Origin of the sequence: Polaribacter sp. Asnod1-A03, assembly GCF_045063585.1 — a bacterium.
Lineage (GTDB): Bacteria > Bacteroidota > Bacteroidia > Flavobacteriales > Flavobacteriaceae > Polaribacter.
On record NZ_JBEFOE010000009.1, the window covers coordinates 1,454,485 to 1,479,190 of the forward strand.

At 29.4% G+C, this 24,706-nt stretch carries 17 protein-coding genes; 9 read left to right on the top strand and 8 right to left on the bottom strand.

Annotated features, from left to right (window positions below):
- The first annotated feature begins 4 nt into the window (after positions 1-4).
- The 6 genes from ACJJVY_RS06895 (at position 5) to ACJJVY_RS06920 (ending at position 8,287) form a co-directional block, all read left to right on the top strand.
- On the top strand, positions 5-1,804 hold the full coding sequence (locus ACJJVY_RS06895; protein ID WP_405606265.1) for an alkaline phosphatase: 1,800 nt from the start codon (positions 5-7) through the stop codon (positions 1,802-1,804).
- 142 nt (positions 1,805-1,946) lie between these two features.
- Positions 1,947-3,047 carry a T9SS type A sorting domain-containing protein gene (locus ACJJVY_RS06900; protein WP_405606266.1) on the top strand — a complete coding sequence of 367 codons (1,101 nt, stop codon included), beginning with the start codon at positions 1,947-1,949 and terminating at the stop codon, positions 3,045-3,047.
- A gap of 143 nt (positions 3,048-3,190) precedes the next feature.
- Entirely contained in the window at positions 3,191-4,723 is a 1,533-nt protein-coding gene (locus ACJJVY_RS06905; RefSeq protein WP_405606267.1) for a GH3 auxin-responsive promoter family protein, read from the top strand.
- A gap of 4 nt (positions 4,724-4,727) precedes the next feature.
- Positions 4,728-6,095: an NAD-dependent succinate-semialdehyde dehydrogenase gene (locus ACJJVY_RS06910; protein WP_405606268.1), complete on the top strand. Its 1,368-nt coding sequence runs from the start codon at positions 4,728-4,730 to the stop codon at positions 6,093-6,095.
- 158 nt (positions 6,096-6,253) lie between these two features.
- Complete coding sequence (locus ACJJVY_RS06915; RefSeq protein WP_405606269.1) at positions 6,254-7,516, top strand: putative DNA modification/repair radical SAM protein; 1,263 nt, start codon at positions 6,254-6,256, stop codon at positions 7,514-7,516.
- On the top strand, positions 7,517-8,287 hold the full coding sequence (locus tag ACJJVY_RS06920; protein WP_405606270.1) for a TIGR03915 family putative DNA repair protein: 771 nt from the start codon (positions 7,517-7,519) through the stop codon (positions 8,285-8,287).
- On the opposite strand, the gene ACJJVY_RS06925 is transcribed toward ACJJVY_RS06920, so the two are convergent.
- Positions 8,288-8,848, bottom strand: a complete 561-nt coding sequence (locus ACJJVY_RS06925) for a hypothetical protein (RefSeq protein WP_405606271.1) — start codon at positions 8,846-8,848, stop codon at positions 8,288-8,290.
- 114 nt (positions 8,849-8,962) lie between these two features.
- Between ACJJVY_RS06925 and ccsA the strand changes: the two genes are divergently transcribed.
- Complete coding sequence (gene ccsA / locus ACJJVY_RS06930; RefSeq protein ID WP_405606272.1) at positions 8,963-12,109, top strand: cytochrome c biogenesis protein CcsA; 3,147 nt, start codon at positions 8,963-8,965, stop codon at positions 12,107-12,109.
- Between the two features lie 127 nt (positions 12,110-12,236).
- On the top strand, positions 12,237-12,752 hold the full coding sequence (locus ACJJVY_RS06935; RefSeq protein WP_405606274.1) for a DUF2892 domain-containing protein: 516 nt from the start codon (positions 12,237-12,239) through the stop codon (positions 12,750-12,752).
- 116 nt (positions 12,753-12,868) lie between these two features.
- Here the strand turns inward: ACJJVY_RS06935 and ACJJVY_RS06940 are convergent, their stop codons facing one another.
- The 7 genes from ACJJVY_RS06940 to porU all read right to left on the bottom strand — a co-directional run bounded on the left by ACJJVY_RS06940 (position 12,869) and on the right by porU (position 22,835).
- Positions 12,869-14,482 (bottom strand): LysM peptidoglycan-binding domain-containing protein, encoded by a 1,614-nt coding sequence (locus ACJJVY_RS06940; protein ID WP_405606276.1) that lies wholly within the window; start codon positions 14,480-14,482, stop codon positions 12,869-12,871.
- Positions 14,473-16,008 (bottom strand): glutamine-hydrolyzing GMP synthase, encoded by a 1,536-nt coding sequence (gene guaA / locus ACJJVY_RS06945; RefSeq protein ID WP_405606278.1) that lies wholly within the window; start codon positions 16,006-16,008, stop codon positions 14,473-14,475. The genes ACJJVY_RS06940 and guaA overlap by 10 nt, the downstream gene beginning before the upstream one ends.
- A gap of 93 nt (positions 16,009-16,101) precedes the next feature.
- A complete protein-coding gene (locus tag ACJJVY_RS06950; protein ID WP_405606280.1) occupies positions 16,102-17,166 on the bottom strand; it encodes a 3-oxoacyl-ACP synthase III family protein in 1,065 nt (354 codons plus the stop codon).
- Between the two features lie 145 nt (positions 17,167-17,311).
- On the bottom strand, positions 17,312-17,692 hold the full coding sequence (locus tag ACJJVY_RS06955; protein WP_405606282.1) for a group III truncated hemoglobin: 381 nt from the start codon (positions 17,690-17,692) through the stop codon (positions 17,312-17,314).
- A 9-nt stretch (positions 17,693-17,701) separates the two neighbouring features.
- Positions 17,702-18,184, bottom strand: coding sequence for a cytidine deaminase (locus ACJJVY_RS06960; RefSeq protein ID WP_405606284.1), 483 nt, complete (start codon positions 18,182-18,184; stop codon positions 17,702-17,704).
- 78 nt (positions 18,185-18,262) lie between these two features.
- Complete coding sequence (gene porV / locus ACJJVY_RS06965; protein WP_405606286.1) at positions 18,263-19,405, bottom strand: type IX secretion system outer membrane channel protein PorV; 1,143 nt, start codon at positions 19,403-19,405, stop codon at positions 18,263-18,265.
- Positions 19,406-19,445: 40 nt separating this feature from the next.
- Positions 19,446-22,835, bottom strand: coding sequence for a type IX secretion system sortase PorU (porU, locus tag ACJJVY_RS06970; RefSeq protein ID WP_405606288.1), 3,390 nt, complete (start codon positions 22,833-22,835; stop codon positions 19,446-19,448).
- A 202-nt stretch (positions 22,836-23,037) separates the two neighbouring features.
- Here porU and gldJ point away from each other — a divergent pair, with 202 nt between their 5' ends.
- Positions 23,038-24,696, top strand: coding sequence for a gliding motility lipoprotein GldJ (gldJ, locus tag ACJJVY_RS06975; protein ID WP_405606290.1), 1,659 nt, complete (start codon positions 23,038-23,040; stop codon positions 24,694-24,696).
- Positions 24,697-24,706: the final 10 nt, after the last annotated feature.

Sequence of the window (24,706 nt, forward strand, 5' to 3'; positions counted from 1 at the left end):
TCAAATGATAAAAAACACAAAAACATTATTGTTATTACTTGTAATCCTTTTTGGATTATATAGTACAACAAATGCACAAAATAAACTAGTTGTTCATTCTCATAATGATTATAATCAATCAGTTCCTTTTTGGAATGCTTTTGCAAACGGAGCAACCTCTTTTGAGGCTGATATTTTTTTAAAAGACAACAACCTTTATGTTGCTCATGATTATCAAGATATAAAAACCACTAATACATTAGAATCTTTATATTTAAAACCTTTAGAAACGGTTTTTAATATGGGTTACAAAAAGAATGAACAATTAATTCTTTTAATTGATATTAAATCTGATGCTATTTCAACTTTAGAAAAACTTGTACAAGTTTTAAAAAAACATCCTGCTATAATCGATAATAAAAATATCAAAATTATTATTTCTGGTAACAGACCTAAAGCAAGCAATTATGTTAAATATCCTGATTTTATATTTTTTGATTACCAAGAATTAGGCACAGAAGTATCATCAGTAGTTTGGAATAAAATTGCAATGGTGAGTTTAAATTTTAGACAATTTTCTGAATGGAACGGGAAAGGAAGATTAACACATGGTGATGAAAATCGTATTACAGATGTTTTAGCAAGAGTAAAGAAAACAAATAAACCATTTCGTTTTTGGGCAAGTCCAGACTCTAAAAGATCTTGGAGAGTTTTATCTGAAATGGGTGTAGATATTATAAACACAGACAATCCTTTTAAATGTGTAAATTATTTTGAAACTTTACCTAACAGGTTGGTTACAATTAATTCTTTTTCTAAAATTTATAAACCAAATTTCACCAATGACCAAAAAGATTTACCTGTTAAAAACATCATTTTATTAATTGGAGACGGAAATGGATTGGCTCAAATATCATCTACAACATTAGCTAATAGTGGAGAGTTATCTTTGACACAATTAAAAAGTATTGGTTTTATAAAAACACAAGCTGCAGATGATTTTACAACAGATTCTGCTGCTGCAGGCACAGCTTTATCCACTGGTAACAAAACAAATAATAGAGCTATTGGTACTGATAAAAATGGAAAAAATTTAGAAAACATTACAGAATTATTACATAAAGAAAACTACAATACTGCTGTAATAACTACAGATAATATTTTAGGAGCAACACCTGCTTCATTTTACGCACATGCAAAAGACAGGTCTGATGATGACGTAATTTCTAAAGATTTAATCAACAGCAAATTAAATCTTTTTATTGGTGGGGGTTCAGCTGCTTTTAAAAACACCAATCTTACGGATCAATTTAAAATAGTTTCATCAATTAATGATTTAAAAAATACTACAAATGATAAAGTCGGTATTTTTATGTCTGAACACGGAATGAAATCTATTATTGACGGAAGAGGAAATATCTTAGCAGAAGCTACTAAAAATGGACTTGAATTTTTAAAGAAAAAAGAAAAACCTTTCTTTTTAATGATTGAAGCTGCCAAAATAGATCATGCAGGTCATTCTAATGATACAGCAGGAATTTTAGCAGAATCTATAGATTTTGATAAAGCCATTACAGAAGCATTAATTTTTGCAGATAACAACCCAGAGACTTTAGTAATTATAACTGCAGACCACGAAACTTCTGGTTTTAGTATTCCACAAGGAGATGTAAAAAAACACCAAATAGAAGGTTACTTTGCTTCTTATGATCATTCCGCAATCATGATTCCTATTTTTGCTTATGGTGCAAAATCTAATGAATTTCAAGGTGTATATGAAAATAATGAAGTATTTCATAAGATAATGAAAGTCTTAAAAAAATAAAAAAATCCTTTAAGCACCAAAAAAAATCTCAAGCTTTATGTTTGAGATTTTTTAGTTTAAAACAGTCTTATGTTAATCAAAATAGATGAATCATTAAAAATCTAACTCTTATATTTACCAAACAATAAATAAACAAGGTAACATGAAAGAAAAATACACTTGCTTACTATCTATCATTATTCTTTTTCTTTTCTCTCATATTTCTATTGCGCAATGTAACGATGTTTCATTAAATAATCTTACCAACCCAGGACCTTATGAAGTAGCAACACTTACTGAAGAAGACGGAATACGTAATGGGCCAGATTATTTAGAAGCAACTATTTATTACCCTATCAATGCAACCAAATCTTTACCAAGTATAGCAATAGTTCCTGGATGGGGAGCAGATCCTTCCAGTATAGAAGAATGGGGTCCATTTTTTGCTTCTCACGGAATAGTTTCGATAATTATAAGTACAAATTCACTTTATTTGGATTTTACAGAAGAAAGAGCATCTGCTCTATTAGATGCTTTAGAAACAATTAAGCAAGAAAATATTAGAGAACTATCCCCTCTAAAAGGAAACCTTAACTTAGATAAGTTAGCTGTTAGTGGCTGGTCTATGGGTGGTGGTGGTGCACAAAGAGCTGCTGTACATGATAATACTATTTCTGCTGTTGTTGCTTTGTGCCCGTATCTTGGTGATTTTTTACTAGACCATCAAAGCCCAGTATTAATTTTTAGTGGAGAAAACGATCCTACTGCTCCTCCTTCTGAACATGCAGATATTCAATATAGTAACACACCAAATACAACTGATAAATTATTAGTTGAAATTGAAAATGGAGATCATTCTGTTGCAAATACACCTAATGGTGCAAATGGTGAAATTGGTAAAATAGCACTTTCGTGGCTTAAGCTATATTTAGAAGATAATAATTGTTATTGCCCACTATTAAAAGACAATCTTTTAACAAACTCATCAGTTACCTCTAAAATAGAACAAAATTTTGACTGCGAATCACTCGGAATTACCAATGAAGAATTTACCATTGGCTATTACCCAAATCCAACAAAAAATAGTGTAAATTTTACAGTTAATAAAGATATTCAATATCAACTTTATTCATCTTTAGGACAGCGTATTTTAACCGGACAATTGTCTGAGAATAATAATCAAATAGATTTATCAAGATTTTCTACGGGTATTTATTACTTATCAATAAAAAATAAAATCATCAAACTAATTAAAACTGATTGATTTTATAAATATTGATATTTTTTTCCTTTTTACAAATTACCTTTATATCTAAATATCTTAAATTTCATTTGAACTAAACAAAAAGTCAATAGAGTTAAATTTAAATCTATTCTATTAGCATCTTTGTATAAAACAAACAAACTATGGCTATTTTAGGAAATATAATTAAAGGGATAATAAATTTAACAGATACACTGTCTGAAGAAACAAATCATATAGAATCTCAAAAAAAGATTTTATCAGATTTATTAGAAACAGCAAAAGAAACTCAATTTGGTGAGTTTTATCAATTTGAAAAAATTCTAAAATCAGAAAATATACAAACCAGTTTTGCAAAAACAGTTCCATATTTCGATTACAATTCTTTAAACGAAAATTGGTGGAAAAAAATTCATGATGGAGAAGAAAACGTAACTTGGGTTGGTAATCCTTCTTATTTTGCATTGAGTTCTGGTACTACAGGTAAATCTAGTAAAAGAATACCTGTTACAGATAGCATGATTGATGCTATTAGAAGTTCTGGAATTAAACAGGTTACTTCTTTAAATAACTTTGATTTACCTGCAGATTTTTTTGAAAAAGACATTATGATGCTAGGTAGTTCTACTGATTTAGATAAAAAAGACGATCATTTAGAAGGAGAAATTAGCGGAATTAGTGCTAGTAACATTCCTTTTTGGTTTAAAGGTTATTACAAACCCGGAGAAGAAATTGCTAAAATTGATGATTGGGATGAGCGTGTACAACACATTGCAGAAAATGCTGAAAGTTGGGATATTGGAGCATTAAGTGGAATCCCCTCTTGGATTGAGTTAATGTTGCAGAAAGTAATTGAATATCATAAATTAGAAAACATTCATCAAATTTGGCCAAACTTACAAGTCTATACTTCTGGTGGAGTTGCTTTTGGCCCATATGAAAAAAGTTTTAAAGCTCTTTTAGGAAAACCGGTTACAATTATAGATACTTATTTAGCATCCGAAGGTTATATTGCTACACAAGTTAGACCAGAAACAGATGCAATGCAACTAAATACAGACAATGGTATTTATTTTGAATTTGTACCAATGAACCCTGATTATATTAATGAAGATGGTTCTATAAAACAAGATGCACCTGCTTTAACTCTAGATGAGGTAGAAATAGACGCAGACTATATTTTAATAATAAGTACAGTAAGTGGTGCTTGGAGATATTTAATTGGTGATACTATTGCTTTTACAGATGTAGAAAGAGCAGAAATTAAAATTACCGGACGAACAAAGTTTTTCCTAAACACTGTTGGTTCTCAACTATCTGTTAACAAAATGGATGATGCTATTCAACATTTAGAAGAAAAATTTGCAACACAAATTACAGAATATACCATTTGTGCAAAAAGGTTTGATGATGGCGAATTTTATCATTCTTGGTATTTAGGTTCCGATTTAAAAGCTGATAATAATAAAATTGTAAAGGCTTTAGATAACTTTTTAAAGGATGCAAACAAAAATTATAAAGTTGCAAGAAGTAAGGCTTTAAAAGGTGTAAAAGTTACTATAATTCCTGTTGAAACTTTCCATGATTGGAATGATAATAACAAGAAAAAAGGTGGACAAGTAAAAATGGAACGTGTTATGAAAGAAGCTAAATTTGCAGAATGGGAAAATTTTGTAAATGAAATTTCTAAAAAATAAAACAATGCAAACTACAACATCAATAAACCCAGCAACAGAAGAAGAAATTGCTAGTTACAATAGAATTTCTATAAAAACCGCCGAAGATAAAATTGCAATTGCTAACAAAACATACCTCTCTTGGAAAACAACAAGCTTTAAAGAAAGAGCAATTTTAATGAGCAAATTAGCTGATATTTTAGAAGCTAATAAGGAAGAATATGCAAAAATAGCAACCCAAGAAATGGGAAAATTAATAACCCAATCTCGTAAAGAAGTAGAAAAATGTGCTTTAGTTTGCAGATATTATGCAGACAATGCAGAAAAACTATTAGCCGATGAAATTATAAAAACAGAAGCGGCTAAAAGTTATGTTACTTACCAACCTTTGGGAATAACATTAGCAATTATGCCATGGAATTTTCCGTTTTATCAAGTAATTCGTTTTGCTTCTCCTGCACTTATGGCTGGTAATACAACTGTTTTAAAACATGCTTCTAATGTACAAGGTTGCGCTTTTGCCATAGAACAAGTATTTGAAGAAGCTGGTTTCCCTAAAGGATGTTTTACCAACTTAAATGTAACATCAGATAATATAGAACCAATTATAAAAAACAAAAATATTGTTGCAGTAACACTTACAGGTAGTGAGCCTGCTGGTAGGTCGGTTGCTAAAATTGCAGGAAAAAATTTAAAGAAAACCGTTTTAGAATTAGGTGGTAGTGATGCTTATATTATTTTAGAAGATGCCGACTTAGAGAAAGCAACAGATTTAGCAACTTTTGGTAGGTTACAAAATAATGGACAAACCTGTATTGCAGCCAAACGTTTTATTGTTTTAGAAGATATATATGATGATTTTTTAACTCTTTTTACCAAAAAAATGAAAGAGGCTAAAATGGGAATTCCTACGGATGAAGATTCTTATTATGGCCCAATGGCTCGTATAGATTTAAGAGATGAAATTCATGAACAAGTAGAAAAAACAATTGAACAAGGTGGAAAGTTAATTTTAGGCGGACAAATTCCAGATAGAAAAGGAGCTTATTACCCGGCAACAATTTTAGCCGATTTAAAACCAGGAATGACTGCTTTTGATGAAGAGTTATTTGGCCCTGTTGCTTCTGTAATTAAAGCCAAAGATGAAAATGAAGCTATTGAATTAGCTAATAATTCAACTTTTGGTTTAGGTTCTGGTGTTATAACAGGTAACACGGAAAGAGGAGAAAAAATTGCCTTGCAGCTAGAAGCAGGTAATAGCTTTGTTAATAAACTAGTTGCTTCCGACCCAAGAATGCCATTTGGAGGAGTAAAAAATAGTGGATATGGAAGAGAACTTTCTAGCTTTGGAATAAAAGAATTTGTAAACACAAAATCGGTTTGGATTGATTAATGAATCAAACATCTATCATAAAATATCACGAAAAAAATCCAATTTATCTATTGGATTTTTTTTATGTTAAATATAAATTTTACATCTATCAAAACTTAAAATATTTTGTAAATTGCATTCCGCTTTTTCATAAAACAACTTGCTAATTTATACAATATATGTCTTTTTCCAGAACATTAGAAAAACTTAAAATTCTTGCAGACGCTGCAAAGTACGATGTTTCTTGTTCTTCTAGTGGTAGCAAGAGAACCAACACAAATAAAGGTTTAGGTGATGCTACAGGAATGGGAATTTGTCATTCTTATACAGAAGATGGCCGTTGTGTTTCTTTATTAAAAATTTTACTAACAAACCATTGTATTTTTGATTGTGCATATTGTGTTACTCGTAAAAGTAATGATGTAAAACGTGCCGCCTTTAAAGTGCAAGAAGTTGTAGATTTAACTATAAATTTTTACCGAAGAAATTATATAGAAGGCCTATTCCTAAGTTCTGGCATTTTTAAAAGCGCAGATTATACAATGGAACGTTTAGTTGCCGTTGCAAAAAAATTACGATTAGAAGAAAATTTTAACGGTTATATTCACTTAAAATCGATTCCGGGTGCTTCTGATGAATTAATGAGAGAAGCTGGTTTGTATGCAGATCGATTAAGTGTTAATATAGAAATACCAACAAAATCTGGATTAAAATTATTAGCACCTGATAAAAATTTTGATGATTTTATAAAACCGATGAATAAGGTTAAAAATGAAATCATTCAATATAAATCTGAGAAGAAAATTATAAAAAGCACACCAAAATATGCACCTGCTGGACAAAGTACACAAATGATTGTTGGAGCAAGCGGAGAAAATGATTTTCAAATTTTAAAAACAGCAGAACATTATTATAAAAATTACAACTTAAAAAGAGTTTATTATTCTGGTTATGTACCCATAAGTTTAGATAATCGATTACCTAAAATTGGTACAGAAGTACCCATGTTAAGAGAAAATAGATTGTATCAATCAGATTGGTTAACTCGTTTTTATGGTTTTCAAACCAATGAAATCGTAAATCTTAAACATCAAAATTTAGACTTAGATATAGACCCTAAATTAAGTTGGGCTTTAAGAAATTTACATGAATTTCCTGTTGATGTAAATACTGCTGATAAAAGAATGTTAGCAAGAATCCCAGGAGTTGGTATGAAATCTGTTTCTAAAATTTTAATGGCAAGAAAATACAGAAGATTAAATTGGGATCATCTAAAAAAAATAGGAATTGCATTTAATAGAGCTCAATATTTTTTAGTTTGTAACAGTAATCATTTTGAAAGAAAAGATTTAACCGCAGAAAAACTGAAAGCAAAAATTCTAAAAAATTCTACTAGCAAGTACGATAAAATGCTAAGTCCGCAATTAAATTTATTCTCTTAAATGCAAGAGAAGACTTTAATTTATGATGGTTCTTTCGATGGATTTTTATGCTGCGTTTTTTATGTTTTCGAATACAAACTTAAAAACACTAACATTCAGAATGAATTTTTAGTGCAAAATGCTTTATTTTCTGAAAACGAAAAAATAACGACTAATAAAGACAAAGCAGATAGAGTTTGGAAAGGTTTAAAAAATAAGGCATCTGTAATTAGTACCACTAAAATTTACTTTGCTTTTTTAAGCGAACAAGTTGGTATAGAAAATATTCTCTTAGATTATATCACTTATATTTTTAAAAGTAGTAAAAAAGTAGATACAGATTTTACGTACGATAGTGTTTTAAAAACATCTAAAATTGCAAAAAATGTAAGTAGAGAGAAACATAGAATGGAAGCTTTTGTGAGATTTAAACTTACTAAAGACGGAATTTATTTTGCCAATATAGAACCCGATTTTAATGTATTACCATTAATTTCTAAACATTTTAAAAGCAGATATGCAGATCAAAAATGGGTAATTTATGATATCAAAAGAAATTATGGTTTGTATTATGATTTACAAACTGTAGAAATAATGCAAATGGAATTTCCTGAAAATTTTGATTTTTCTAAAACTGATAAAGACTTTTTTTCTGAAGAAGAATTCGAATTCCAAACTCTGTGGCAAAACTACTTTAAAAGCACAAATATTACAGAAAGAAAAAACATGAATCTACACATTAAACACGTGCCTAAACGTTATTGGAAATATTTGAGTGAAAAACAACCTTAATTAAACAACATTTAAGTTATTTCTTTCTTCTACCAACACCATAATTTCTTCTGGTGATAAATAGTATCTTTTAATTCGTTTTTTATAAACTTCAGAAACATCTGCATTATTTAAAATAAAATCTTTTGTTTTTAAAATATAAGATTCCATTTTATGCTTTACAGCAAAACTATCCGCAGCTCTTTCTGCTTCAACAATATGATTATCTGAAAGTAAGTATTTAATACCAAACCAAATCAAGTTCAATTTACTTCTATCTTGGTAATCCATAATATGCCCCAACTCATGCCCAATCCAACCAATAAAAACATCTGTTGGTATATCTCTAGTGGAAAACTCTTTATCAGAAATTTTAAACTTTTCGCTAATCAGAATTAAAAATTTACGTTTCTTTTTAGTTTTAAAAAAGCTATCAAAAGTTGGTCTAGCTTGCATTGTAGATTTTTTAATATTTTTTTTAAACTTAAATTCTATGTGTATATTTTTTAATTGCGGATAATAATTTAATGCAATTTCTACTTCTTTTTGTATTGATTTTGGTATAATGTGATATTCAGACATAAAAATTTATGATTTTTTTAAAACTTTATTACATAAATATAGCGCTATCTAGAAGTTCATTTGTGCTTTTATGCTTAAATTTGTTGCTCTTTTAAAAAAGCACTTATACTAAGGATGAAAAATATTTTCAATCTACTCTACTCAACACGTTTAATGGCCGTTTTATTTTTCCTTTTTGCTACCGCAATGGGAGTTGCCACATTTATAGAAAACGATTTTGGAACACAAACCTCTAAAGCATTAGTTTACAACACTTGGTGGTTTGAAGCTATAATGATCTTTTTTGTCATTAATTTCTTTGGAAACATTTTTAGATACAAACTGTACAAAAAAGAAAAATGGGCTGTTCTAATGTTTCATGGAGCATTTTTATTTATTCTTATTGGTGCTGGAGTTACAAGATATATTGGTTACGAAGGTATTATGTTAATTAAAGAAGGAGAGTCTACCAATAAATTTTTATCGGAAACTACTTATGTAAACGCTATTGTAGATGATGGTAATTTACAGAAACCAGAAATTAACAAACCTATTTTACTTTCTGCTTGGGGAAGCAATTCTTGGTCTTTTTCTGATAATTTTAATTCTAACGGAGTTAAAAAAGATTTTACAGTAGATTTAGTTAATTACATTCCTTGGGCTGAAAAAAAATTAATTGAAGATGAAAACGGTGTAGATCACCTATTTTTCGTAGAATCTTCAGAAGGAACACGTCATGAACATTGGATAAAGAAAGGAACAACACAAAATATACACGGTGTTTTAGTTGCTTTTGATGTTCCTGACAACAACGCTTCTATTAACTTTAGAAAAGAAGATGGTAATTTAAAAATGACTTCTAAAGATGATGGTGATTGGTTTAGAATGGCAGATCAGAAAAGAGGAACAATTACTAAAGATTCTGTTCAAAACTTTCAATACCTAACGCTTCATAATGTTGCTGGCTTGCAATTTGTAGTTCCTAAACCTGCAGAAAAAGGAATTATGAAAACCGTAAGCGGACCAAAAGATGATAAAAAACTAGATGTAATTGTTTTAGATGTAACTAGTAATAATGAAACAAAAAGGATTGAATTAACTGGAGGAAAATACAACTCAGAAGGTTCTAAAGAAGTTTCTGTTGGTGGTTTAAATTTTAGAATGTTATACGGATCTAAAATATTAGAAACTCCTTTTTCTGTTAAATTAAACGATTTTCAATTAGAAAAATATCCAGGATCAGAAAGTGCTGCTTCTTATGCTAGTGAAGTAACGGTTATTGATACTGATGAAACTTTTGATTACCGTATTTATATGAATCATATTTTAGATCATAAAGGATATAAATTTTTTCAGTCTAGTTATGATTTATCTGGTCCAGTAGAAGAAACACACCTTTCTGTAAATCATGATTTCTTAGGAATGTTTATTACATATTTAGGATATTCTCTTTTATACACAGGTTTAATTTGTATTCTTTTTGCTAAAAATACACGTTTTGATAATCTAAAGAAATCGCTAAAAAAGATCAGAAAGAAAAAAACGTCGCTTTCTATGATAGCGGCATTATTTATTTCTACGATTAGTTTTGCACAAGAACACGAGGCGCACCAACCTAATCAAATTACAAACCAACAAGTAGATTCTATTTTAAAAGCCAATTTAGTTGACTTAGATCATGCAGAAAGTTTTAATAAATTGGTTATACAAGATGCTGGTGGAAGAATGAAACCTGCACATACTTTTGCTTCTGAATTGATTAGAAAAGTTAGTTTTACCGATACTTTTAATGGAATGGAAGCTAGCCAAGTTTTACTTTCTATTATAGAAAACCCAAGACTTTGGTTCGAAGTTCCTGTAATTTATTTAGAAAAAGGAAATACTCAAATTAGAGAGACTTTAAGTTTACCTCAAGATGCAAAATATGCTCGTTTATCTAATTTTATAACACCTACCGGAGCTTATAAAATAAAAGACCAAGTTGCAGAAGCGCAAAAGAAAAATGTAAAAAATAAATTTGAGAAAGATTTAATTAAAATTGATAGGCGTGTAGGTTTATTATATAGCGCAATTGGTGGAGGTATTTTACGCATTTATCCAATTCCTGGTGATGAAAATAATACATGGGTTTCTCAACCAGAAGTTTCTACTGCTGGTTTTAAAGCTACAGATTCTGTTTTTGTTCGTCAGTCTTTACCAGTTTACATTCAACTTTTACAAGAAGGAAAACAAACAAAAGATTATGCTAAAGCAAATCAAATTTTAGATGGAATTAAAAAGTTTCAACAAAAATTTGGGTCGGAAGTATATCCTGATGAAAAGAAAATAGATTTAGAAATTTCTTATAATAAGATTCAGCCTTTTCAAAAAATTGCAAAGTATTATGGTATTACAAGTGTACTTTTAATAATTTTTGTTTTATGGCAAATTTTTAATTCTAAAAAATGGATTAATAATACGGTAAAAGTATTAACAATAATTATTGTTGGTTTGTTTATTGCCCATAATTTAAGTTTAATTTCTCGTTGGTACATTAGTGGAAATGCTCCTTGGACAAATGCATACGAATCCATTATTTTTGTTGCTTGGGCAACCATGTTATTTGGTTTATTTATCGGAAGAAAATCTGCTTTAACCATTGCTGCTGCAACATTTTTAGCAGCGATTACTTTAGGCTTTGCACATCAAAACTGGTTAGACCCAGAAATTGCTAACATACAACCTGTTTTAAATTCTTGGTGGCTATTAGTGCACACTTCTATTATTGTTGCCAGTTACGGACCTCTTTCTTTAGGAATGATTCTTGGAGTTTTTGCTTTATTTTTAATGGCTTTTACAACCGAAAAGAATAAAAAGAAAATGGATTTGAACATTAAAGAAATTACTATTATTAATGAAATGACAGTTACTGTTGGTTTGGTAATGTTAACTATTGGTAATTTTTTAGGAGGAATGTGGGCTAACGAAAGTTGGGGGCGTTATTGGGGTTGGGACCCAAAAGAAACTTGGGCTTTAGTTTCTATTATGATTTATGCTTTTGTTTTACACATGCGTTTAATTCCTGGTTTAAGAAGTAAGTATACTTTTAATTTATGGTCAATTTTAGCATACTTTTCTATAATGATGACTTACTTTGGGGTAAACTTTTACTTAGCAGGATTACATTCTTATGCAAGTGGAGACCAAGTAATAACACCAAACTCTGTATTCTACTCAATAGCTTTTGTAGCAATTCTAGGTACTTTTTCTTGGATTAAGCACAAAAAACATTATAAAAAGTAAATACAAAAATTTATATAAAGAAATTTCATTAGAAGAGACAATCGCTTTTTACAATAAAAATGTATTTTTGCATTTCAACTTAAAAAATCAACATCTCTAAAAATTAGAGAAGACAAACAAAATAAAAATGTTTCATAAAAATATAAAATTAGTTTTAGCCGCTTTAATAACTACTTGGTCCGTTTATCAATTTGTACTTGGTAATATAATGAATGGAATTTCACTTTTACTTTTAGCTGGAATTTTCGTTTTATTCTACTTTAAAAACGAGTTTATTTTAATGGCTTTTTTACAATTACGTAAACAAAATTTTGAAGGAACTAAAAAGTGGTTAGGTTATATTAAAAATCCAGAAGCTGCTTTAATTGTTAAGCAACAAGGTTATTATAATTATTTACACGGCATTATTTTAAGCCAAACAAATATTACACAAGCTGAAAAATATTTACGTAAAGCTGTAAAATTAGGTTTAGCAATGGATCATGATTTAGCAATGGCAAAATTACAATTAGCAGGTATTGCAATGACAAAAAGACGTAAGCGGGAAGCAACTAATTTAATGGCAGAGGCTAAAAAGTTAGACAAACACGGTATGTTAAAAGAACAAATGACAATGATGAAGCAACAAATGAAGAAAATTTAACTTTCTTATTATTCTTTATTATTTTACACAAACAAAAAAATCCGCTATTAAATTAATAGCGGATTTTTTAATTTTTATAATTGTATAATTACAATTTTTAAATATTCTTTAGATATTTACTTTAACCTGATTAAACTTAAATCTTTTTTATACTGCACTATAAATAACCCATTATTATCTACCGCACCAAATAATTTACTATTATAATCAAACTTAGTTTCTACCCTAAAAGAGGCTCCGTCTTTAAAAGTAGATTCTAATTTATTACCAGAAGCTAAACGAATTAAAACATCATAAGTAATATCAAAACCTTTTGTAGCATAAAAAGAAGGTAAAACATTATTCTTACTGTAATACTGTTTATTAAATAATTGCGTAGTCTCAGAAGCCTCATCTACATACTCATCACTTGCATAAGTTAAATTAACTTTTGCTAACTTTATATTGTCAATCTTATCAAAAGCTTTTCCTTTATTAATTGCAAAAACTCTAGCATTAGTAGAATCTGGTAAACTAATTAAGCTATTAATTGCATCGGCAACTAGAACATCATCATCAGAAGTTAAAACAACCCAATTATTAGTGTTAGGTTTTAAAACTTCTAAGAAACGATCTTTAGCAATATAACCCTCTCTTGTTTGTAAAACAGAAATATTATCAATTGAATCATTTGTTTCTAATGATTTTTTTATAACATTAGTAGATGTATTTGAAGCCGAACTTCCATCACCAACTAAAATTAAACTTCCTTCTGTAAAACTCTCATCAATATAATCAATTAAACCTTTTCTAAAAATACTCTTATCTGCAGCTGTTTTAATTAACCTAGAAGAAGAAAAATTAGATTGATTTTTTGAATATACAGGAAAAACAACAGGAGTTTTTACATTTTTAGCAACTTTTTCTGCTTCTTCTGAATACAAAGGACCTATGACAACATCATAGTTATTTAAAACGTTTTCTGACAAAATAGAATTAATCTTAGTATTATTTCTTTCTGTATCAAAAACATTTAATTCTACCTTAACTCCTTGCTTTTTTAAAGAATCTATTGCTATTTCTGCTCCCAAATATAAATCTGTAACAATATTGGCTAACCTACTCTTTAGAAAAATGTCTTTATATTCTAAAGTATCATATTCAACAGCCAGAAAAGGTAATAATAATGCTACTTTTAGAGAACTATTATCTTTTATTACATCTTCATAAATATTTTTATCAAAACTCTCTCCGGCTTCAATTTCTTTTATTTTTATAATTTGTCCTGTTTTTAATCCTTCGGATAATTCAGGATTTAAAGCAATCATTTCCTCTTTAGAAACATTATAAAAACGAGTTAAACTATAAAAAGTATCTCCTTTTTTTATTTGATATCCAACAAAAAGCTTATCATTTTCTTCAATTATACCATCTTTAATTTTTGTTAACTCTTTATCATCTATCACTTTATCAACAACAATACTATCTTTAACTATATCACTTTCTGTAACAGTTATTTTCTTATTAGGTATAACTATAACTGTATTTACCGACGGTTTCCTATCAACATCAGGGTTTAAGAGCATTAACTCAGTAGTCTTCATATCCAATTTCTTGGCAATACTTCTAAGAGACTCTCCTTCTTTAACCTTATATTGAATGTACTTTTTTTGTTGACCACATGAAATAGTAAACGTTAAAATACATAAAAAAACAAAAAACTTTAAATGCTTCATATATTCTATTCCCATTCTATAGTTGCAGGTGGTTTTGAGCTTATATCATATACAACTCTATTTACACCTTTTACTTGATTTATAATTTTATTAGACGTTTTCTGCAAAAACTCATAAGGTAAATTTACCCAATCTGCAGTCATTCCGTCTGTACTTTCTACTGCTCTTAAAGCAACTACTTTTTCATAAGTTCTCTCATCGCCCATTACTCCTACAGAGTTTACAGGAAGTAACATTGCACCAGCTTGCCAAACTTTATCATACAAACCGTCTTCTTTTAATCCGTTGATAAAAATAGCATCCACTTCTTGTAAGATTCTTACTTTTTCTGCTGTAATATCCCCTAAGATACGAATCCCTAAACCTGGACCAGGAAAAGGATGACGACCTAATAATTCTGGATCAATCCCCATAGAAGCACCTACTCTTCTTACCTCATCTTTAAAAATCATTTTTAAAGGTTCTACTATTTTTAGCTTCATAAAATCAGGTAAACCACCTACATTATGATGACTTTTAATTGTAGCAGATGGTCCTCCATTTACAGAAACTGATTCTATTACATCTGGATAAATTGTACCTTGTGCTAACCAAGTTACATCTGTAATTTTATGAGCTTCATCATCAAAAACCTCAATAAAAGCATTACCTATAGCTTTTCTTTTCTTCTCAGGATCTGTAACCCCCTCTAAAGCTTTCAAAAAACGTGTCGATGCATCTACACCTTTAACGTTTAATCCCATTCCTTCGTATTGTGCTAACACACTTTTAAACTCATCTTTACGCAAAAGTCCATTATTAACAAAAATACAATATAAGTTTTCTCCTATTGCTTTATTTAATAAAACTGCTGCTACTGTAGAGTCTACACCTCCAGAAAGCCCTAAAACAACTTTATCTTTACCAACTGTTTCTCTAATAGTTTCTACTGTACTTTCTACAAAAGAATCTGGTGTCCAAGTTTGTTCTACACCAGCAATTTTAACTAAAAAGTTTTCTAAAACCTGTTTACCGTCGGTAGAATGATATACTTCTGGATGAAATTGAATTGCAAAAGTTTCTTCTCCTTTTATTTTATAAGCTGCATTTTGTACATCTATAGTACTCGCTAATAATTCTCCGTTTTCTGGTAATTCTTTTATAGTATCTGAATGACTCATCCAAACTTGACTACCAATAGAAATGTTTTCGAAAAAAACCTCATCACTTTTAATAAATGATAAATTTGCTCTACCATACTCTCTTGTATTAGAAGGCGCTACTTGTCCACCAGAAAAATGGGCTAAATATTGAGCTCCATAACAAACTGCTAAAACTGGTTTTTTACCTCTAATTTCTGATAAATCTGGATGTAAAACATTTTCTCCTCTAACAGAGTTAGGACTACCCGATAAAATAATCGCTTTAAATTCTGATTGATTTTTTGGTGGATGGTTATAAGGATGAATTTCACAGTAAATGTTTAATTCTCTTACTCTTCTCGCAATTAGTTGTGTGTATTGCGATCCGAAATCTAAAATAAGTACGTTGTTTTGTTGCATGCGCAAAAATAATATTTTGATATTAGATTTACGATATAAGATGTTAGATTTTTTCAGTAAATTATTATTCGTTAGAAACCAATGAGAATTTGTTTAAAATCTATAAACAATTGCATTAATATTCATACCTGCACCTACAGAAGCAAAAATAACAACATCTCCTTTATTTACTTCTTGGTTTTCTATTTCTCCTTTTAAAACTAAATCTAATAACGTTGGTACAGTTGCTACAGAACTATTACCTAATTTAGCAATACTTAAAGGCATTACATCTTTTGGCACTTTCTTTTTAAACAGTCTAAAAAAACGTTTTATAATCGCTTCATCCATTTTTTCATTTGCCTGATGGATAAATATTTTCTTTACTTCATCTATTTCTACACCACTTTTATCTAAAGCTAACTTCATTGCGGCAGGAACGTGTACCAGTGCAAATTCGTATATTTTTCTACCTAACATTTTAATATAACGAGTACTTTTATCTTCATTTACATTAAATGAATTTCCATAATATAGATAATACGCTTCTTCTTTTGCAAAGGTTTGTGTTGCATGACTTAAAATACCAACACTTGTTTCTTTGGTTTCCTCTAAAACACAAGCACCTGCTCCATCACTAAAAATCATTGAATCTCTATCGTGTTTATCAACCACCCTAGATAACGTTTCTACACCAATTACTAAACATTTTTTAGCCATACCTGCTTTTATAAATGCTTGTGCTTGAATAGTTGCTTCTATCCAACCAGGACAACCAAAAAGAATGTCATAAGCTACACAATTTGGGTTTTCAATACCTAATTGATACTTAACTCTTGCTGCTATACTTGGCACAGAATCACTCTGAATTGTACCTGATTTTATATCGCCAAAATTATGAGCTACTATAATATAATCTAAATCTTCTTGATTAATGTTAGCATCTTCAATTGCTTTTTCTCCTGCTAAAAAAGCTAAATCAGAAGAATTTTGTTCTGGTTCTGCATATCTTCTTTCTTCAATACCTGTAATTGCTCTAAATTTTTCAATAATTACATCATTTTCAGAATTAAATTTAGATCCATCTTCATTAAGAAAATTTTCATTTAAAAAATCTTTATTTTGTTTTCTTATAGATGGTATATATGTTCCTGTACCTATAATTTTTGATGAACTCATAATTGAAAATTAAATATTATTTTGTTAAAAAAATATCAGCCCTCTAAAGTACTACTTACTTCACAAATAGAATTTGTTTTAAAAAAATAAAAATGATATTCAAATTGATTTTTTTGAAGAAAAATTAAAAGTTAAAAATATCTTTTTAATGATAAACCCCAAGTTTAAGTTGCATAATAGTAGCTATTGAGCTCGCTCTATTCTTCATATTCTGTACATTTACCCCTTCAAAATATGCATCAATAGTTTCAAATAAATACGATATCCAAATGGTAAAATGTTCTTTTTTAAAAGATACAAATGTATTTTTATCCACATGTATTTTCATAACATTGTTAGTGTAAGAATTTGTATCAAAAAGTATATCATTCCAAAAATCTGAAATCACATTTAAATGCTCTTCTAAATGATTATTCGTAACAATTTCTTCAAAAAATGGAATCATTTTATCATCAACCAATAACTTATTATAAAACTTAGTTATTATTAATTTAATATCTTCTCTTGATGATATGTCTGATTTCATTTATCAATTTTACAAATAAGAGCTATCAAAAGAAAAAGGCAACAAAGAAAGAAGTGATTCCGTTTTTACCACCTCTCCTACTTCTCCCATAAAAAGTATAGAAAAAGCTTCTTTTTGATTGATTTCATATTCAGACAATGTTTGCCTACAAGCACCACAAGGCCCCACAGGTTTATCTACTTTAGATATTTTTGAACTCGCTGTAATTGCCAATTTTTTAATTTTAACGTCCGGATAAGTAGAACCTGCTTTCCAAATAGCAACTCTCTCTGCACACATACCTGAAGGATAAGCAGCACTTTCTTGATTATTACCTAAAACTATTTCTCCGTTTTCTAACAACAAAGCTGCGCCCACATTAAATTTAGAATAAGGTGCGTATGCTTTACCTCTAGCTTCTATAGCTTTATTCATCAACAATTGATCATCTTTAGAAAGCTCTAAAATATCTTTATATATAGTTGCTGATGTTGAAACTTCAATTTTTCTCATAAAAATCTATTAGTCAAAAAAAGCAGCCTAAAGACTGCTTTTAAATATTGTTATAAACTTACTAAAAATAATTAACTTTTAATAATAATCAAAAACTTCTCCTAAATCAAAGGATAAAGAAAAACGTAAAGAGTTTTCTAAAGGATTATTTACATCCGAAGAATTGATTAAATAAGATAAATCTACATTTAATGCATTCGTCTTAAAACCAGCACCTAATGTGTAATATTGTCTATTACCCTTATCTTCACTCTCATGAAAATAACCACCTCTTAAAGCAAAGGCATTATTATACAAATATTCTGCACCAAATGCATATGTAAACTCTTTAATTTCTTCACTAAAACCATCTGGTGCATCACCAAAAGACTGAAAGATACCTTCTACCCAACCAACATTATCATCTTTACCTTCTACAATATTACCATCTTCATCTAAAGTTGGTGGTGTTGGCACTAATAGTTTTGTAAATTCTAATGTAGTAGAAATTGTGTTATAATCATCTAAAATAAAATCAAAACCTCCTCCTAACTTTAAGTTTGTTGGTATAAAATCTTCATTATTTGGATCTGATGTATAATTAACTTTAGGACCAATGTTAGAAATATTAAAACCAAGTCTATAGACTCCATTAAAATTCCCATAATTTTCTTCAAAAGATTGATAATATCCAGAAATATCAACTGCAAAAGAATTTATTGGTTGTAATGAATTACCTGCTGTACCGTTAAATGCTAAATTAGATCTTATATATTTTAAAGAAACACTTCCAGAAAAAGTTTCACTTAATTTTAAAGCATAAGCACCTGTAAAAACAAGTTCATTAGGGTTAATAGTTCCATTAGGGTTACCACCACTATCTGTTAAATCTATCTGACCTAATGAAAAATATTTAAAATCTGCTCCCCAAGCTGCGTTTTCGCTAAACCTATTCATATAAGAACCACTTCCTACAAAAATATCATCCGTTAAATTACGAAGCCAAGGCGAATAGGTGAAACCTGTTTTTATTTGTCTATTACTGAAAGCCATTTTTGCTGGATTGTGAAAAATGGAAAAAGCATCTGCAGATGTTGCTACCCCTACATCTCCCATACCACCTGCTCTTGCATCTGGCACTATTAATAAAAACGGTGTTGCTGTTGTTATTGAGTTTTCTTGAGCTACAAACTTGTTACTAATTAAAGCACATATTGCAAAACAAATTGCTATTTTTTTCATTTGGTAATTATTCTTTTAATATTTGACAAATATCTAATTATTATTGAAGTATTACTAATTTTTCGTACTTCTCTGCTACTAAATTACTTGTTGTTGATTTTACTCTTAATTTATAAACATAAACTCCCTTTCCTATTTTATTACCAAAATCATCTAATCCATTCCAAGAAATACTTCTGGCTAAATTACCTGTTGTAGTAACATTTTGGTTAATTGTTTTTATCAATTTACCTGAAACTGTAAAAACTTGTACTTGCACCTCTAAATTTTCATTTGGTTTATTATGATTAAACCAAAATTCTGTATAGTTTACAAAAGGATTTGGATAATTTAAAACATTTTCTAAATTTAAAATAGCATCACTAACAACCACAAAGTTTAACGTTGTTTCTGACGAATTATTATAAGTATCCCAAGCTTTTATTTTTAAAGTATGCGGCCCCACATCTAAATCCCTTAATTTGTAAGTTACTTTTCCCTTTGTAAAATCTCCTAATTCTGTCTCGTAAAAATCATTTAATATAATTGGGTTTGTAGTATCACCATCTAAAATACCAACAATATCATGATCTACCGCAGTTATGGATGTGTTAATACCACTAGCATCAGACAAAACAGCAATTAAATTTGGAGAAGTATTTGTATTGCCTCCATCAATAAAAGATTCATCATTCATAAACAAACTTATCTCTGGAGCGGTCGTATCATCTGGCGCATTTTCATCGATACCACCCACAACCACATCTACATTATAACCTGCTTTGTCTATTAATGTATTATTGGCATAAAAACTTAACTTCCCTTTTCCGTAAGCTATTTTAATATCTTTTGGCACAATAAAATCAAATTCGAACTCACCATTTGTAACAGTAGATTTCCCTCTAAATATCTTACTATCTTGTGTGTCAAAAGACATTGTAATACCAAACCCATCATTATCTAAAGTTGTTTTATCAAAAGATTTGTCAAAAACGGTTGTTGATAAAGTTCCATTAAAATCTGATAAAATTACATTAGAATTATCTAACACTTCTCCTTTAAAACTAATCTTAGACAACGCTTTTAAAGTATCTAAAGATTGAGAAATACTTTTATTATTCATTTCTGTAATTCTTACATTTGGTTGCGGAATTGCCAACTTCATTGCGGGGTCTCCAAAGTGAAAGATGAAAAACTTTTGAGTATTAGAAAACTCATTTTTAGCTTTCATTAGTGATTCTGCTACAGATAAATCTTCATCATTAAACTGTAATAATACACGGATTAATTGTTCATTAAAATTTTGTCCTACAGAAATATACACTTCTCTTGTTGTTGTTATCAAACTAGCTGCTCCACCATCAGTATTTAAAAAAGTAAGTTCTCCTGCAGTAATTCTATTAGGATTATCAAACCTAGAAAAATCACAAGTAACGGTAATTAAAAGTGGTAAAGTATTGGGGTTGCTAAAACTTTGAATTTGATCTTTTTCTAATATTTTTTCTGATGCAAAACCATCTTCTCCTCCGTGACCAAAATAATCAAAAATTAAAGTCCCTTTTTCTATTGCATTTGTAATTGCTTCATTTACCTCCGGATATCTTTCTCCTCCTGATGAATTTTCTTGCACGTAAGCATCTACATAAATTTTATTTATGTTAAAAATAGGTTTGTTAGCTTTAATTTCATCTGCAATAGACTCTACACCTTGTTCTAGTACTTCCTCTCCTGTTGCATCAATATCATCCGCTAATAGAGTTATCGTATTTCTCCAATCTCCGTATGCATTTTCATCATAACTCATTAAAATTTTATCCACAACATCCTTAGCTTCAGTAATTGTAGAAACAGGAATTCTACTTGAAGCAACATCAATTGTATGAGAAGAAAACATGTTCCCTTCGTTATCATCTAACATCACAAAAAAGTCGTCGGTAACCCAAGAGTTTGCCAAATTAAAGCTGCTCTCAGATAATTTTACAGGAACAATATTATTATTACCAACAATTCTATCTTTGTAATCGTAAGAACTATCTCCCAAAAAACAAACGTATTTTAATTTTGTCTCTTCTGATGAGTTTGTAGTGTAAACATGTTTTATAAAATCTCTAATACCTGTAATATCCTTAGATCCAGAAGAAAATTCATTATAAATTTCATCTAACAAAACCACTTTTGTTGTTAAATTAGAATTCTCTTGATGATAATCTGCTAATCTTTGTGCTTCACTAGAAAGATCTGAATTTGTAATAACAATATAGTTAATATCATTTAAAGCATGTAAATTTTGATTTATAACTTTATTGTCTTCAATTGTTTGAGGAATATAAAAATCATCAGTATTTAATATAACATATTCTTTTAATTTTCCTGCATTATCCTTAAAACTAAAATTATTGTTAGAACTTTCATTCTGTATTATTTGAGGTGATAAATGATCTGTAACATCCCAGATTTGCAATATATTTGAATTATTTTCTATCTGATATTCTACAACTCCAGAAGAATTTGCTTGATCAAAATTTCTAAAGGAAATTTGATTTTCGCTAGCTATTAATTTTTTATGCCCTATAACTTCTATATAATCTAAAAAAGCAGTTGCAGATGGGTTACCCGCATTATCATATGTTATAGAAATATCAATAATTTCAGATGAATTCTTAACAGTTGCAGATATTTCTCTTGCATTAGCACTTGTAGTTGTAGTTGCTCCAAAAAAGGTTAAAGTAGCTGCAGCTTCTCCATTTACATTAATAGCCATTGAAGAAGAACTCACAGATGTAGATACTCCTCTAACATTTACCTTTACATCACTATCTTCTAAAGCATTAGGAAAAGGTATTTTAAAACTCTGAGTATTTTCTATATTAAAATCATCATTAAAAAACCATTGGGTACCAGCTGCAATTATATTATTCTCTTCTTTTTCGTAAAAAGTATAATCATTAAAGGTAGTTAGCTCAATATTTGCTGTAGCTGTTATTAATGCTTTTTGTTGAATTCTCTTGGCGCTTTCATCTTTTACTGTAATAAAATAATAAGCTTTATCAGAATAAATATTCTGTCTATGTTCAACCTCACTGTTTATAGCGTTTATTTCCCAATCATGAGGCCCTTTAGCGTAAAAAAGGATATAATCGCTATTATCAAAAGAGCCGTCATCTTCTCCTTCAATATATATAGCGTTTTCTTGTAAATCTTCATACCTAAAATCACTATTAAGGTCGGGTAAAAGACTACCTCCATTGCCATAAATTGCAATTCTTTTTGGATCTATTCCGTTTGTAGAAATACCAATACTTTGTAATAAGTTTCTATCAATTTTAAAAACACCTGTGGTATCTACAGAAAACTTATACCAATCACCAGTATTAAGTACAGAATTAGTAACCTGAGCATTAATTAAATGAATAAAAAAACCAAAAAAAAGGGTTAAAATGTATTTTTTCATAATCGTATTCAAATAACGCAAATATTTTATACATATTTTAGCACTTATAAAGATAAATTATACTAAAAATAAAAACTTATCGTTTAATAAAAAGTGGGATTAAAAACCTAGTGTTAAAAACACCGATTTACTTGTTTGAATGGAGAATTATTGTAAATTGCATCGCTATAATAAAAACCCAAAACTAATTTTTAATTAGGAAATGAAAAACTTATTTAAAATATCTTTAACTGTTCTATCAATTTTAACATTGGCTAGTTGCAGTAAATCTACTTCAGGAACTTCAACACTTACAGGATTGCCATTTAACAATCCTAAATATGGTAATTATATTAGAGGAAATGAAACTGCAGGACAAGAAGTTCCATTAGGAATGGTCGCTGTTGAAGGTGGTTCTTTTACAATGGGTCAGGTACAAGACGATGTTATGTTCGATTGGAATACAACACCTAAAAAAATGCACATTCGTTCTTTCTTTATGGATGAAACAGAAGTTACAAATTCTGAATACTTTTTATACGTACAAAATATTAAAGATGTTTTTCCTCCTTCCGAAGAAAAATACAAACATATATATAATTCTGTTTTACCAGATACCTTGGTATGGAGAAAGAGTTTAGGAAATACAGATATTTTATCTGAAAACTATTTACGTCATCCTGCTTATGCAGATTACCCGGTTGTTGGTGTTAGCTGGATACAAGCTAACCAATACTGTAAATGGCGTACAGATGCTGTCAACTTAAAAAAATTAATCGATAAAGGTTATTTAAAAAATATTTTTGCAAATGATACTATCAGAAACTTTTTTGATACAGACGTATTTTTAACTGATTCTGATAATCTTTTTGAAGGAGACTCTACTATTTACAGAAGAGGAATTAGAACAGGAGGAGCTTCTTCTAATAATAGTTCTTTTAGAGGGAGAAAAATTACAAAAGCAGATGGTATATTAAGTGAAAATTACAGACTGCCTACTGAAGCTGAATGGGAATTTGCAGCAAAAGCAAACATAGAAAACAGAGAATATAATAATATTAGAGGTAGAAAGAAATATGCTTGGGATGGTAAATATTCTAGAGAGACATCTAAAAGATATAGAGGAGACCATTTAGCAAACTTTAAACAAGGACAAGGTGAATACAGTGGGTTATCTGGATGGAGTTCTGATGGTTCTGATATACCTATCAAAGTAAAATCTTATGCACCTAATGCGTTTGGTTTATATGACATGTCTGGTAATGTTGCAGAATGGGTTTCTGATGTTTATAGACCAATTATTGACAATGAAGCTAATGACTTTAATTATTTTAGAGGTAATATTTTTACTAAAAAAATGATTAATGAAGAAGGTAAAGTTGTTATATCTAATAGTAATGCAGAAGCAGAATACGATACTTTACCAAATGGGAAAATAAATCCTAAATATTTACCAGGAACTATTAAATACATACCTATTACAAAGGATGATGTTACTTTAAGAAGAAATTTTATTGTATCTGATAATACAGATATCAATGATGGAGATTTAAGATCTAGTATATCTTACGAAGATGAAGAACAAATAGGATCTGAACCAAGTATGTATAATTCTCCTAGAAAACCAAAAAAAGTAATAGACCCAGAAACTGGTGAAGAAGTTTTAGTTAATGATGCCGAAAAAAGAACAACACTTATTAGTAATCGTACTAGAGTTTACAAAGGAGGTTCATGGGCAGATAGAGAGTTCTGGTTAGATCCAGCTCAAAGGAGATATCTACCAGAATATATGGCCACAAATTATATTGGTTTTAGATGTGTAACAGATGTAGTTGGCCCAATGACTAATAATAAGAAAAAAGCTAGAACACCTTCTAGATAAAAAAGAAATC